This is a genomic window from Rahnella sp. RcJ3 (genome assembly GCF_009498575.1).
Classification (GTDB): domain Bacteria; phylum Pseudomonadota; class Gammaproteobacteria; order Enterobacterales; family Enterobacteriaceae; genus Rahnella; species Rahnella aceris.
Genome location: NZ_QSNX01000005.1, coordinates 248967 through 262919 on the forward strand (window position 1 = coordinate 248967; position 13953 = coordinate 262919).

The 13953-nt window shown below is 52.1% G+C and carries 10 protein-coding genes; 8 read left to right on the top strand and 2 right to left on the bottom strand.

Annotation, left to right across the window (positions count from 1 at the left end; all coding sequences use genetic code 11):
- The first annotated feature begins 62 nt into the window (after positions 1–62).
- The 8 genes from DXU84_RS09115 (at position 63) to dauA (ending at position 11976) form a co-directional block, all read left to right on the top strand.
- Positions 63–1616, top strand: a complete 1554-nt coding sequence (locus DXU84_RS09115; RefSeq protein WP_131637697.1) for a serine hydrolase — start codon at positions 63–65, stop codon at positions 1614–1616.
- Between the two features lie 209 nt (positions 1617–1825).
- Positions 1826–3805 (top strand): formate-dependent uric acid utilization protein AegA, encoded by a 1980-nt coding sequence (gene aegA, locus DXU84_RS09120; RefSeq protein ID WP_153375470.1) that lies wholly within the window; start codon positions 1826–1828, stop codon positions 3803–3805.
- A gap of 417 nt (positions 3806–4222) precedes the next feature.
- Positions 4223–4699: a heme-binding protein gene (locus DXU84_RS09125; protein ID WP_013575577.1), complete on the top strand. Its 477-nt coding sequence runs from the start codon at positions 4223–4225 to the stop codon at positions 4697–4699.
- Positions 4700–4777: 78 nt separating this feature from the next.
- Positions 4778–5347: a sugar dehydrogenase complex small subunit gene (locus tag DXU84_RS09130; protein ID WP_013575578.1), complete on the top strand. Its 570-nt coding sequence runs from the start codon at positions 4778–4780 to the stop codon at positions 5345–5347.
- Positions 5340–6944 carry a GMC family oxidoreductase gene (locus DXU84_RS09135; protein ID WP_013575579.1) on the top strand — a complete coding sequence of 535 codons (1605 nt, stop codon included), beginning with the start codon at positions 5340–5342 and terminating at the stop codon, positions 6942–6944. Before DXU84_RS09130 ends, DXU84_RS09135 begins: the two co-directional genes overlap by 8 nt.
- A gap of 22 nt (positions 6945–6966) precedes the next feature.
- A complete protein-coding gene (locus DXU84_RS09140; protein WP_153375472.1) occupies positions 6967–8289 on the top strand; it encodes a cytochrome c in 1323 nt (440 codons plus the stop codon).
- An 890-nt stretch (positions 8290–9179) separates the two neighbouring features.
- Positions 9180–9887 carry a GNAT family N-acetyltransferase gene (locus DXU84_RS09145; protein WP_013575581.1) on the top strand — a complete coding sequence of 236 codons (708 nt, stop codon included), beginning with the start codon at positions 9180–9182 and terminating at the stop codon, positions 9885–9887.
- A gap of 421 nt (positions 9888–10308) precedes the next feature.
- Positions 10309–11976: a C4-dicarboxylic acid transporter DauA gene (dauA, locus tag DXU84_RS09150; RefSeq protein WP_037034063.1), complete on the top strand. Its 1668-nt coding sequence runs from the start codon at positions 10309–10311 to the stop codon at positions 11974–11976.
- A gap of 217 nt (positions 11977–12193) precedes the next feature.
- Here dauA and kdsA read toward each other — a convergent pair whose 3' ends face one another.
- Positions 12194–13048 (bottom strand): 3-deoxy-8-phosphooctulonate synthase, encoded by an 855-nt coding sequence (gene kdsA, locus DXU84_RS09155; protein WP_015689950.1) that lies wholly within the window; start codon positions 13046–13048, stop codon positions 12194–12196.
- 95 nt (positions 13049–13143) lie between these two features.
- Positions 13144–13953 (bottom strand): invasion regulator SirB1, encoded by an 810-nt coding sequence (gene sirB1 / locus DXU84_RS09160; protein ID WP_013575584.1) that lies wholly within the window; start codon positions 13951–13953, stop codon positions 13144–13146.

A 13953-nucleotide genomic window follows, 5' to 3' on the forward strand; every position in this document is an offset into this window, starting at 1 on the left:
TTGGGTTTCGCGGGCAGCCCGGGCTGCCCACTTTTTCACTGAAAGACAGTCAGGAGACGTTAATGACATCCACCGAACAGTCTGCATTACAGTGGCAGGCGGCTGAAGAAACAGCAAAACGCATAACTAAAAACTGGGATAAACCCGGAGAACCGGGCGGCGCGATCACCCTTTTTGACAGTAAAACTCTCCGCAGTTTCGCGACCGGAGGGCTGGCAAACCTCAGCACATCGACACCTTTCAGCATCGATTCTGTTGTCCGCTATGCCTCTGTCACAAAACATATTTTCGCCACACTGGCCTTGCTGAAAAGCGATGCCAGTCTTTCGGTGAGTGATACCCTTGGTCAGCATTTACCGCAACTGAAAGCGCCGATGTCACAAGTGACCCTCGGGCAGGCGCTGGACATGACCGCAGGCCTGCCGGACGTGCGGGAAACTCTTTCGCTGCTGGGGATTTCTGTTTACAACGTCAGCGAAGCCAGTGCCATTATGGAATTCCTGACGCAGGACGGCGCTCTGAACTTCACAGCAGGGACTGAGATTTCCTACAGCAACACCGGTTACCGGCTGGTGGAAGAAATCCTCAAACAAAAAGGCATTTTGTTTGAGGATCTGCTGCAAAAGTATATCACGCAGCCGCTGGATATCGCTTTCCATGCGCCGGAAACCTGGTTCGATATCGTCCCGGACCTGGTGCCCGGTTACTGGCAGGACACGACAGGCTGGAAAACAGCCGTCGCAGGTTTGCATCTGTCTGCATCCGGTAGCCTGACCGGCAGCGTACGTTCGCTTTCAGTATGGCTGCAAAGCCTGCTTTCACAAAACGGACCGGGCGCGGGCGTACTGCAAACGCTGACAGAACAACGTTATCTGCAAGGCGACATTCCTTCCGCTTACGGGCTGGGCATCACCTCGACGAAAATCGGTGAACATACGGTTTACGGCCACGGCGGTTCCCATGCCGGTTATAAAACCTATTTCCTGCTTCATCCTGAGCTTGATGCAGGCATTGCGCTGGTCTCCAATCGCGAAGACACCACAGCGTTTACCCATGTGCTGGAAGTCATGTCGTCACTGTTAGCTGCGCCGCTCCCGGCGCGTAGCCATGCATTGCCGGATGGTGTATACGCCAGCATTGCCGAGCCGTACTGGCTAAAAGTCAGCAATGGCACGGCCAGTTATCTCGGCGCTGCCGATAACCTCTATCAGGGCGCGGACGCCGACGAGGCCATCACCCTATCCGCACACATGCCGATGCGTTTGCGCTGGGACGGCACCGCCATTCAGGGTGAAATCGGACACGCGCCGCGTTACTTTACCCCGGTGGAAACCAATGATTGCCTGAAAATGGTTCAGGGGCGCTGGTATCATCCCCAATCGAAAGCCGCCTTTGATATTGAGGGCGATCAGTTGCTGATGGGCGTCGGCACGCTGCGTGCCAGCGGCCAGTTAACATCGCTGGGTGCGGGGCGTTTGCTGGTGGAACTCCCTGACGGACCGTGGAAGAAAAACTTCTGTCTTTATTTCCAGGGCTACAACGTCCGGCTGATTTCCAACCGCAGCCGCGTGCTGAGTTTCCGTCGTGATGAATGCCGCAGCAGCTGGCATCCGTAAAAATAACCTGCGAAGCGTTGTCCTGCAAAACGCCGCCCCGGCCCACGTCTGGCGGCGTTTTTTTAAACTCCCTCACTGCAACAACACGTCAAACTGTGACACACCTCAAATAAACCCTGTGTTTGTATCCATTAGGATGACAAACAAACCCATAGTATTTGTGTGGTCTATGAGAGACCACAGCAAACTAAAATGCCGACAGGGTAAAAATGAACCAATTTATTATTGCTGATTCTCAGGCTTGCATAGGTTGTCGCGCCTGTGAGGTCGCTTGCGTCTTGTCTCACAATGAACAATGTTATCCGTCGAAAGAACAGTTTACCCCGCGCATTCATGTCATCCGGCAAAACGATCGGCATAGCGCCGTGCTATGCCGTCAGTGCGAAGATGCCCCGTGTTTACAGGTTTGCCCGACAAACGCATTCGTTCGTCGTAACGACAGCATTCAGTTGCTGGAAGAACGCTGTATCGGCTGTAAAACCTGCGCCGTGGCCTGTCCGTTTGGCGCCATTGATATCGTACAGCATGAGAGCTATCCGCTGACCGGCTTACCCGCCGCGGCAGCCGTGGCGCATAAATGTGATCTGTGCAATGACAGCCCGGACGGACAGGCATGCGTCAATGCCTGCCCGACACAGGCACTGCATCTCATCACCGATCAGGTCATTGCTCAGAACCGTGCTGATAAACAATACCGCGCCGCCATGGGCCGGAATCCTCAGGTTTCACTGACCAGCAAATCAGCAGCCGTATTCGCCGCCGCCCTGGCACCACCGCGCCTCGATGCGGCAAAAGCCCCGCTCACCGAACGTAAAAGCACGTTTAATGAGATCTATGCGCGCTTTACACCGATGCAGGTTGAAGAACAGGCTGGCCGCTGTCTGCATTGCAGTGATCACCCTTTCTGCGCCTGGACCTGCCCGCTGCATAACGATATCCCACAATTACTGGCGCTGGCGAAACAGGGACACATTCTGGAAGCCATAGAGCTTTCGCACCGCACCAGCAGCCTGCCGGAGATCTGTGGCCGCGTCTGCCCGCAGGACAGGCTTTGCGAAGGCGCCTGCACTTTTGATAAACAAGGCTCAGTGAGCATCGGCAATATTGAGCGCTATATTACCGATACCGCGCTGGCACAAGGCTGGAAACCCGATCTTTCAGAGGTTATTCCGCGTAATTATCGCGTAGCCGTGGTGGGTGCAGGCCCGGCCGGATTGGGCTGCGCTGACGTGCTGGCGCGGCATGGCGTAAAAGCCGTGGTCTTTGATCGTCACCCTGAAATCGGCGGCCTGCTGACCTTTGGTATTCCGGCGTTCAAGCTGGATAAAAACGTGCTGGTCAGACGCCGGGAAATCTTCACTGAAATGGGCATTGAGTTCCGGCTCAATACCGAAATCGGCGTCGACATTCAGGCGGAACAACTGCTGGAAGAGTTCGATGCAATATTCTTAGGTGTGGGTACGTATAAAGCGATGAAAGCCGGGCTGGAAAATGAAAACGCGCCGGGCGTTTACAGCGCCCTGCCGTTCCTGATTGCGAACGCCAAACATCTGATGAATCTGCCCGAACTGAAACATGAGCCTTATGTCAGCATGGCGGGAAAACGCGTGGTCGTGCTCGGCGGCGGCGATACGGCGATGGATTGTCTGCGCACGTCGCTGCGCCAGAATGCCAAAAGCGTGATTTGTGCGTATCGCCGCGATGAAATAAGCATGCCGGGCTCGAAGAAAGAAGTGAAAAACTCACGCGAGGAAGGGGCTGAGTTTATGTTTAACGTTCAGCCGGTGAGCATTGAGCTGAATAACCGGGGCGAAGTCTGCGGTATCCGCTTAGTCCGTACCGCCCCGGGAGAACCGGATGCCAGCGGCAGACGCAGACCCACACCGATTGCCGGTTCTGAATTCCTGCTCGAAGCGGAAGCGGTCATTATGGCATTTGGCTTTCTGCCGCATGCTATGCCGTGGCTGGATGAACTGTCGGTGAGGCACGACGAACAGGGATTGTTACAGGCCCCGCATCACAGCCGCTTCCCGTATCAGACCAGTCACCCGCAGATATTTGCAGGCGGCGATGCGGTGCGGGGCGCCGACCTGGTGGTGACAGCTATGTCGGACGGACGACAGGCAGCAAACAGCATTATTGCATCGCTGGATTTCCGTACACCGGCTCTCAGACCGGCGGCCCATTAGCCCTCCCGTTTCTTTGCGCTGTCGGCAAAATACAAACCTCCCTTTTCGGGAGGTTTTTTGTTAACAGGATCACATTTAATTAATATAAACGGATCATCTGGTTCGTAACAGCACAAAATGTTCAGTCCTTATCCAACAAGGCCTGCAGGCCCGCTTTGCTCATAATATCCGCACAAAATCTCCCGGGAATTAATTTCCCAGCGCAACCGTCACTTTTGCTGTTTTGTTAATTGAATTAACATCCGCGAAACAAAAACCAATAACGCCTTTGTTCGTGTGGCATTAAGAAACACACCAGAGTGTTCCCCCCGTTAACGTTATTGTTTTTAATTCTATTGATTTAAAACACTTATTTAAAAAATCTTATTCGAAAAATACGTCAAGTCATGTTTTGCTACTGCTACAAGGGATGAGTCTATGTCTGTTAAAAAAACCACCACACAGGCTTTACTGTGTGCCACCACGCTTTTCTTCTCCGCCACTTCCGCTTTCGCCGCCGGACATCCTCCGCTGGATAACGCGCAGGCAGCCAAAGTCATCGACAGTGTGAAATCCACTCTTGCAGAACAACACAGCACCGGTTGCGTCGCGGTAGTTGATGCATCTGGTTCATTACTGGCCTTCCAGCGCCTTGACGGTTCTCCGGCCGGTTGTGTTGATGCGTCCATCGGCAAAGCGCGCACTTCCGCGCTCTACCACACTCCTTCGCTGAAATTCATGCAACGCCTGCAGGGTGGCGAAACCACCGTATTGGCGATCCCGAATGCCGTGCCACTGGGTGGTGGATTCCCGCTGACGATTAACGGTGAAGTGGTCGGTGCCGTCGGTGTCAGTACGCCGAAGCAGGACATCGATAATCAGTCATCAGAAAAAGCAGCCAGCGTCCTGAAATAACAGGCACTTTCAATTACTCCTTCTTGTTGACGGCCACGCCCATGGCCGTTTTATACGGAACATTTACGGACTTTCAGCATGATCAATCTCTCTCGTCGCCGGTGGATACTCGGCACTGCGGGCGTCATGGTTGCGGGTATCGGTAGCCAGATGCTGGGCGGTGGCGTATTTGCTACCCTCGCCCATGCCGCGCCACCGCTGGCTTCAGCTGTGACAATGCCAGACAGTTTTATGGCACTTTCTAAACAGCTGACCGGCATGGACAGGCTCGAACCGCACCTCGCTCAGGCACTTTACAGCTGGCTGCATCAGTCGCAGAACAACGCGCAGCTCGACTCACAACTCGGTACCCTTTCAGCACTGATCACCGCACACCGCGGCGTGGTGGGTGATGATTTACATCAGCTTCTTGCACAGCAACCGGCAGAGCTGGCGCAGTTGTATCAGCAACTGGTCAGTGGCTGGTATCTCGGTGTGGTCGGTCAACCCGGCAGTCAGAAATGTATCGGATTTGAAAATATCGTCAGCTATCAGTTGCTGAAAAATAACCTGCTGCCGCCGAGTTATGCGCCGGGTGAACCGAATTTCTGGGTCAACAAGCCTGCTGCACTGCAACAAAATTCCACGGAGGTGATTGCTCATGGCTGATGCACTGAATGCAGATGTCGTTGTTATTGGTGCCGGTATCGCCGGTTCGCTGGCTGCGCTGAAAATGGTCAAAGCCGGCGTTTCCGTGCTGATGCTCGATTCCGGGCCGGTGATCAAACGAGACGAAGCGGTAGAACTGTTCCGTCAGTCACCGCTCAAAGGCGACTTTACCGAACCCTATCCGCCGAAACCCTGGGCACCGCAACCGAAATTCCAGCCGAAAGATAACAATTATCTGATCCAGAAAGGCCCGGACCTCTACGCTGCTCAGTATCTGCGCGGTGTCGGTGGCACAACCTGGCACTGGGCGGGACAGGCGTTTCGCCTGCTGCCAAATGATATGAAAATCAAAACGCTGTATGGCGTGGGTCGTGACTGGCCAATCAGTTATGAAGATCTGGAGCCGTATTACACCGAAGCCGAAATTCAGATGGGCGTTTCCGGTGACGACGCGCTGGATTCACCGCGTTCACAACCCTATCCGCTGCCGGGTATTCCGCTGCCCTACGGTTTTGACCGCATCAGCAAACGCATTGCCAAACTCGGTTACGTATTAGGTATCGGCCCGCAGGCGCGTAACAGTATTCCTTATGACGGTCGTCCTGCCTGCTGCGGCAACAATAACTGTATGCCTGTTTGCCCGATTGATGCGCAGTATCACGGCGGTATTTCGGCGCGCAAAGCTATCGAAGCCGGTGTGCGCGTGATTGCCAACGCCGTGGTGTACAACATCGAAGCCAGTGACAGCGGCGAGATCGTGGCTGTGCACTATCTGGATGCTGACAAAGTGGCCCATAAAGTCACCGGTAAACGCTTCGTGCTGACCGCCAACGGCATCGAAAGCCCGAAACTGTTGCTGATGTCCACCAGCGATAAATACCCGAATGGTATCGCCAACAGCTCCGGCATGGTGGGTCGAAATCTGATGGATCACCCCGGCACCTCTGTTGAGTTTTACGCTGACGAGCCAGTGTATTTCGGCCGCGGCCCGATGCGCCCGGGCAGTATCAATAATCTGCGTGATGGTGATTTCCGTCGCGATCGTTCTGCGCTGCGTATCGACGTCGCCAACACGTCGCCGGTGCGTTATCTGACCGAGCGCCTGGTGCGTCAGGGTTATTACGGTAAAGCGCTGAACGACAAACTGACCTATCAGTCCGAGCGTTTTATTCAGCTGAAATGCCTGCTGGAAATGCTGCCGGAACCGGAAAACCGTGTGGTGTTGAGCAAAACCGAGAAAGACGAATGGGGTATTCCGCGCCTCGAAGTGCATTACAAATTCCCGGACTACGTTCACCGCGGTTATGACCAGTCGATGCTTGATTTTCAGAAAATCGTCAAAGAAATGGGCGGCACCGAAGTGGTGTACAGCAAGCGTGGGGTGTACGACAACAACCAGCATATTACCGGCACCATGATCATGGGCAGCGACCCGAAAGATTCCGTGGTGGATGGTGATTGCCGTACGCATGACCACCCGAACCTGTTCATCGCCGGTACCGGCATTATGCCCTCTGCTTCAACGGTGAACTCCACGCTGTCGGGAACTGCGCTGGCATTGCGTATGGCTGATACGGTGCTGAAAAGCCTGGCCTGATTGATTTTCTGAGGACTGAGTAATGAAAATGAAATTCATGCTGGCGTTGCTGCCGTTAATGGTCGCGGCTAACGCCGCCCGGGCTGATGACGCAGCGGGCAACGCAGATTTAATTAAGCGCGGTGAATATCTGGCGACAGCCGGTGACTGTACCGCCTGCCATACTGCGCCGGGGGCGGATAAAACGGCAAAATTCGGCGGCGGTTATCCGCTGGCGTCGCCTTTCGGGGTGATTTACGGCACCAACATTTCTTCTGACAAACAGTTTGGTATTGGCAACTGGACGGACGATGAATTCGTGCGCGCGGTACGTGACGGTGTCGGCAAAGACGGACAACAGTTGTATCCCGCTATGCCTTACGACTCCTTCACCAAAATGAAACGTGAAGATGTTTTAGCGATCAAAGCTTATCTGATGTCGCTGCCAGCGGTACATTCCGCTGGCCCGCAGACGGATTTGTCCTTCCCTTTCAACCAGCGCTGGGGCATGCGCGTGTGGAAGCTGTTTAACTTCGACAGAGGTGAGCTGAAAAACGATCCGTCCAAATCAGCGGACTGGAACCGTGGTGCTTATCTGGTGGAAGCGCTGGAACACTGCGGCACCTGCCATACGCCGCGCACGCTGACCATGGGCATGGACACCGACAAAGCGTTTTCCGGTGGCGATTTAGGCTCATGGGTAGCTTTCAACATCACGCCGGATAAAAATGCCGGGATCGGCAACTGGTCGCAGCAGGATCTGGTGACTTACCTGAAAACAGGTTTTGTTGCCGGTAAGGCGTCAGCGTCAGGGGCGATGTCAGAAGCCATTGAGCACAGTCTGCAGCATCTTTCAGACAGTGACCTGAACGCGATTGCCACCTATATCCGTTCCGTCCCGGCAATCGGAGATGACAAGCAAACCAAACCGCGAGATGCATGGGGTGAGCAGAATCAGGATATTTACCCACTGCGCGCCGAAGGCCAGACAATCGACCAGTCAGCCGCCGCCCTGTTTAATGCCAGCTGCGCAGCCTGTCACGGCAAAGGCGGTGAAGGCAGCGGCGAGGGATTCCATGCCTATCCGTCACTGTTCAGCCATACCAGCACCGGTTCTTACGACAGCCGCAATCAGGTTTCGGTCATCCTCAACGGCGTCCAGCGCCACATGGATAAAGGCGAAATCATGATGCCGTCGTTTGCCAGTCAGCTCGATGATGACCAGATTGCGACGCTGAGTCATTACGTCAGCACACAGTTTGGCAATCCGGCGGGAGCCACGGTCACCGCGAAAGATGTGGCGAAGATGCGTAAAGCCGCTGACCTGCCCTATCCGCCGAAAATTGAAGATGGCACGCAAAAATAATTCACGACGGTGAAAGCTAAACAAAAGGAGCCGCACAAGGCTCCTTTTAATTGTGAGAAGGTTAAAGATTTTGATATACCAATAATATTACCACTGTCCAAATATTCGACTGAATGAGACTTATTCGTACGGCAGAGCAATAAATAAAAATATGATAGAAAATAAAAAAAAAGCGCTGATACATCAGGCTATCAGCGCCAAAAACTTCATTATTTATACTACTGCATCCAGACGTTCCTGAACTTAATAAGCATAGTCTACATTTTAATAATTTGTATGCCTCATTTTCATTATCCTGATCAATTTAATTATTTAGCCCTGTCAACATGTCATTACGCGGAAAACTCAAAAAACGAATACAAATAATTTACGCAAATCATAAAAACCTAAAAATAATATGATGAAACCAGAATAAAGCAGAGGGCAATTATAATAAAACGAGGAATAACAACGTCATTTAACATTAGCCTGCTAGTCACAACATCAATACATCCCTGTGATCTGGCGCACTATTTTGAATAGTACCCGATAACGCCGTGAAAATTAAAGTACATATAAATCAAACTATTGAGTTTGATTTGTGATAATTAATGAATTTCGACCTAAGGTAAATTATTTTTTTACCGATAAATATTTCAGCTACAATGCACCCACACCAGGGAATGCTAAAATAATATAAGAAAACATATGGATATGTTAAATAATGATTTTATTATGTTAACCAAACTGACTTTCAAAAATCTTTCAAAAAGAATGTATGGCGTTCCAGATTTATCGTATTGATTATTATCATCACTGGTGTGTCACTTTGCTGTATTCAGGTTGAGTTCATTTTGTCTACTGTCACCCGGCGACACTTTTATAAATTTAACCACGCATGAAGGTTTATAATGACGGAAGTAAATGTTTACGGACAAGAATTGGGTCAATCACTCCCCGACTGGCAGCCACGCTCGCTCCCGCAAAAAGTTATACTTAGGGGGAAATATTGTCTGCTTGAGCCGATTGATCTCAAACATAGCCGGGATTTATTTGACGCCTGGCACAGTATCGATGACGAACGTGACTGGACATACTTTCATATTAAACGCCCCATCACGATCAGACAGTGCGATCACTATATCGCCTCACTTTCCGCAAGCAAAGATCCGCTTTTTTACGCGGTGATTAATTTGTCCACGGGTAAGGCCACGGGCTTTCTCGCGTTGCAACGAATGGACCCTGATAACGGATCTGTAGAAATTGGCTGGGTTAACTGGTCACCACTTATGAAACGGACCTTGTGCAGCACAGAAGCCATATTTCTTTTACTCTCTTACACCCTGGAAACACTCCAGTATCGCCGGTGCGGTTGGAAATGTGACAGCCTGCATCAGGCCGCCATCAGTGCGGCTGAAAGACTTGGATTTACCTATGAAGGTACGCTCAGACGGACACAAGTCTCGAAGGGGCATAGCCGTGACATCCGCTGGTACTCCATTATTGACGAGGAGTGGGATGGGATCCGTCGGGCCATGGAAAGTTGGTTAAGCCCTTCCAACCTTGATGACCGTGGAAAGCAAAAGTATCCGCTGGCAGAGTTTATGCCTCACCCGTAGCAGGTAAATGGGGAGAGACCAAAACCAATCCTGATGCAGACTATAGCCTTCGTCTGCATCGGGCGTTTTTCGTGTAGATCCGCTGATTCATCAGCAGCCTATCCGGTTGCCGGGATTATTTTTAACTACATCATTACCGTATGTCCGGCACAGATAAATGCATCCTCCCGGGCTTTTTCAGGCTGATTTCGGGTATTAAGTTAAATACAGATGATGAATGCCATGATTATTTTCACGCATGAAATATCTGGCGGCACATCACATGGCGAACAATTACACTATAAGGGCGGCAACACGCCTTTGTGTAAGCAAGGCTTGATTTATGTCTACGCGTAGTGGCCCTGAAAGGCGTAGGCTACCGTTTTTCCGGTGAAGGAATACCGGGTTAATATCCATTCTTCTGTCAGGTGATTTACATCCTATGAATACTTCAGGAAGACGCCATATCAGGCCTTTCAGCGCACTGATAGACGCCTGTTTTCGTGAAAAATATACGCTTCAACGCTTACTCAAAGATGCCATTGCTGGCGTCACCGTGGGGATCATCGCCATCCCGCTGGCCATGGCGCTGGCCATTGGCAGCGGTGTACCGCCGCAATACGGGCTGTATACGTCGGCCATTGCCGGGATTGTCATCGCTGTTTTCGGAGGATCACGTTTCAGTGTTTCCGGCCCGACGGCGGCGTTTGTTGTCATTCTCTATCCAGTCTCACAACAGTTCGGCTTGTCCGGTTTATTGCTGGCTACGCTGATGTCTGGTTTTATGCTCCTCTTCATGGGGCTGGCGCGATTTGGCCGGTTGATCGAATACATACCGCTGCCTGTCACGCTCGGCTTTACGTCCGGTATTGCGATCACCATCGGCACCATGCAATTTAAAGATTTCTTTGGCCTGACGATGGCAACGGTGCCGGAACATTATCTGAGTAAAGTTGCGGCGCTGGTCATGGCGCTGCCAACGCTGGATATCGGCGATGCCGCGATAGGGATTGTGACGCTCGGTATATTAATCCTCTGGCCAAAACTGGGATTGCGCGTGCCCGGCCATCTTCCGGCTCTGCTGGCGGGTTGCGCGGTGATGGCCATTTTCATGCAGGCAGGACACCCTGTCGCCACCATAGGTTCACGCTTTCACTTCCTGCTGCCTGACGGTTCGCAGGGCAACGGCATTCCGCCTATTTTGCCGCAATTCGCCCTGCCGTGGACTCAATCCGATGGCAGCGGACTGAGCTGGTCTCTGGTGCAGGCGCTGCTGCCTGCTGCGTTTTCCATGGCAATGCTGGGCGCGATTGAATCCCTGCTCTGCGCCGTGGTGCTCGATGGCATGACCGGCAAAAAACACCATTCGGATAACGAACTGATCGGTCAGGGTATCGGCAACATGGTTAGCCCTTTCTTTGGCGGCATCACCGCTACAGCGGCGATTGCGCGCTCTGCGGCTAACGTTCGCGCCGGTGCAACATCTCCGGTCTCGGCCATTATTCACTCGCTGCTGGTGATCCTCGCCCTGCTCATTCTCGCACCGTTGCTTTCATGGCTGCCCCTGGCGGCGATGGCGGCGTTGTTGCTGATGGTGGCGTGGAATATGAGCGAAGCGCATAAAGTGGTGGATTTACTGCGCCGTGCACCGAAAGACGACATTCTGGTGATGCTGACCTGCATGAGCCTGACGGTACTGTTCGACATGGTGATTGCGATTACCGCAGGTATCGTGATGGCGTCGCTGCTGTTTATGCGCCGTATCGCCAAACTCACCCGCCTGACGGAAGTGATGGCCGACATACCGGAAGATACGCTGGTGCTGCGTATCAATGGCCCGCTGTTCTTTGCTGCGGCGGAACGTATCTTCAGTGAATTGCAGGTGCGCAGCGAAGGCAAGAAAGTGATCATTCTGGTATGGGATCGCGTTGCCGTACTCGATGCCGGTGGCGTCAGTGCATTACGCAACTTCATCAATACCTTGCCGGAAGGCACAGAACTGCGAATCGCTGAGATCCCTTTCCAGCCGCTGAAAACCCTGGCCCGCGCCAGAATGCAGCCGGTGGAAGGCAAACTGAGTTTCCACAGTTCTTTGCACGACGCGTTATAAACCTGCGCGGTAAACGGAAAAGGCGACCCGGAGGTTAATGCCGGTCACTTAAGGAAATGAGGCCCGTGAATTTGGGCCTTCGATGAAGAAAAATAGCGCTATAAGCCTGATTCCTTCATTATCCTTTGAAGCACAAAAATGAATTTGTATTCATAAAAATGCTTAAGTGACCGGCATTAACCCGGAGGTCGCCTTTGTTTTATCTGAATAGGTCAGATTACTTGCTGGTATCGAGCGCCGGGAAGCTTTTCACCAGATCGTCGATGGCTTTCATCTGAACCAGGAACGGTTCCAGTTTATCAAGCGGCAAGGCTGACGGACCGTCGCATTTCGCGTGAGCAGGATCTTCGTGCGCTTCGATAAACAGACCGGCGATACCTACCGCCATACCGGCACGAGCCAGTTCAGCAACCTGAGCACGACGACCGCCAGAAGCAGCGCCGAAAGGATCACGGGTTTGCAGTGCGTGAGTCACGTCGAAAATCACCGGATGACCGCCCGTAGCATTGATCATCACATTCATGCCCAGCATGTCGACAACCAGATTGTCATAACCGAAGTTACTGCCGCGATCGCACAGAATCACCTGATCGTTGCCGCCTTCTTTAAATTTGTCGACGATGTTGCCCATCTGACCGGGGCTGACGAACTGTGGTTTTTTCACGTTAATTACTGCGCCGGTTTTCGCCATGGCTTCAACCAGATCGGTCTGACGCGCCAGGAATGCAGGTAACTGGATCACATCAACCACTTCAGATACAGGCTGCGCCTGCCAGGATTCATGCACATCGGTGATGATTTTCACGCCGAATGCTTTTTTCAGCTCCTGGAAAATTTTCATACCTTCATCCAGGCCCGGACCACGGTAGGAATGAATAGATGAGCGGTTGGCTTTATCGAAAGACGCCTTGAACACGTAAGGAATGCCGAGTTTCTGCGTCACTGTGACGTAATGCTCGCACACACGCATCGCCATATCGCGCGATTCCAGTACATTCATCCCGCCGAACAATACAAACGGCAGATCGTTGGCGACTTTGATGTCCTGAATGCTAACCACTTTATGTTTCATGCTTTGGCCTTTTTAGTGATAAATCTTTCACCCGAAAATAACATAACTCATTGTTCTGTCATAACTTTGCGGATGTGACGTAAGGTAAGTATAAATTAGTGCAACGTAACTTGTTTGTGCTCAATCGAATGGATCTGCACTTTAATCACTTCTGAAATCGGGTCTTCCGGACACTGCTCAACAAAATAATTGAGATCAGAAATCGCCACATGGTCGCATTCCAGCTGAGCATAAATCAGCCCGCGATCGCGGATTTCATAGGGGTCTTCCGGGTCAAACTGCAATACCGTTTCACTGGCGCGCAGAGCCAGTTCGAACTGTTTTTCTTCCATCAGCGCGGCTTTCAGCGTATCAAGCATTTTGCGGACGATCAGCGTGTTTTCCGCTTCTTCCAGATCGTCATCTTCTATTTCCGCCATTACGCCCAGATTGCCTTTCAGCCATACGCTGAGCATATGCTCATTGAGCGTATCTCCGTTGATCGGATTAAGCAGCCACATTTCTTCGTCGAGCCAGTCAGCACGCAAGATAAGCTGAGTGGGGAAAATCACCGGCATCAGCGGCAAACTCAGTTCATGGGCAATGTGCAGAAAAATCACCCCCAGTGAAACCGGTGTGCCCTGACGCGAAGACAGCACTTTGTCGATCCAGATAGCATCAGACAGACGATAAACGCCGCCAGCGCCACCAAAACCCCAGGTGCGGTAAAACAGTTCAATCAACACTTCGAGCTGCTGATCCTGATCAAGCTCTTCAGGAACGACACGGCGGGCTTCATCGACCAGTGACTGTAACTGGTGGCGTACGTCGTCCGCATTGAAATCGAAACGCACGGCTTCCGTTACTTTGATCACCCCGGTACTGAGCCGGGCGGTGTTAAATTCAAAATCAGCAAGGGTACTCAT

Coding starts and splice junctions, on each gene's coding strand:
- sirB1 (WP_013575584.1), bottom strand. CDS start 13,953: ATGAGTACCCTTGCTGATTTTGAATTTAACACCGCCCGGCTCAGTACC.
- DXU84_RS09130 (WP_013575578.1), top strand. CDS start 4,778: ATGATCAATCTCTCTCGTCGCCGGTGGATACTCGGCACTGCGGGCGTC.
- DXU84_RS09125 (WP_013575577.1), top strand. CDS start 4,223: ATGTCTGTTAAAAAAACCACCACACAGGCTTTACTGTGTGCCACCACG.
- DXU84_RS09140 (WP_153375472.1), top strand. CDS start 6,967: ATGAAAATGAAATTCATGCTGGCGTTGCTGCCGTTAATGGTCGCGGCT.
- aegA (WP_153375470.1), top strand. CDS start 1,826: ATGAACCAATTTATTATTGCTGATTCTCAGGCTTGCATAGGTTGTCGC.
- DXU84_RS09145 (WP_013575581.1), top strand. CDS start 9,180: ATGACGGAAGTAAATGTTTACGGACAAGAATTGGGTCAATCACTCCCC.
- kdsA (WP_015689950.1), bottom strand. CDS start 13,048: ATGAAACATAAAGTGGTTAGCATTCAGGACATCAAAGTCGCCAACGAT.
- DXU84_RS09135 (WP_013575579.1), top strand. CDS start 5,340: ATGGCTGATGCACTGAATGCAGATGTCGTTGTTATTGGTGCCGGTATC.
- dauA (WP_037034063.1), top strand. CDS start 10,309: ATGAATACTTCAGGAAGACGCCATATCAGGCCTTTCAGCGCACTGATA.
- DXU84_RS09115 (WP_131637697.1), top strand. CDS start 63: ATGACATCCACCGAACAGTCTGCATTACAGTGGCAGGCGGCTGAAGAA.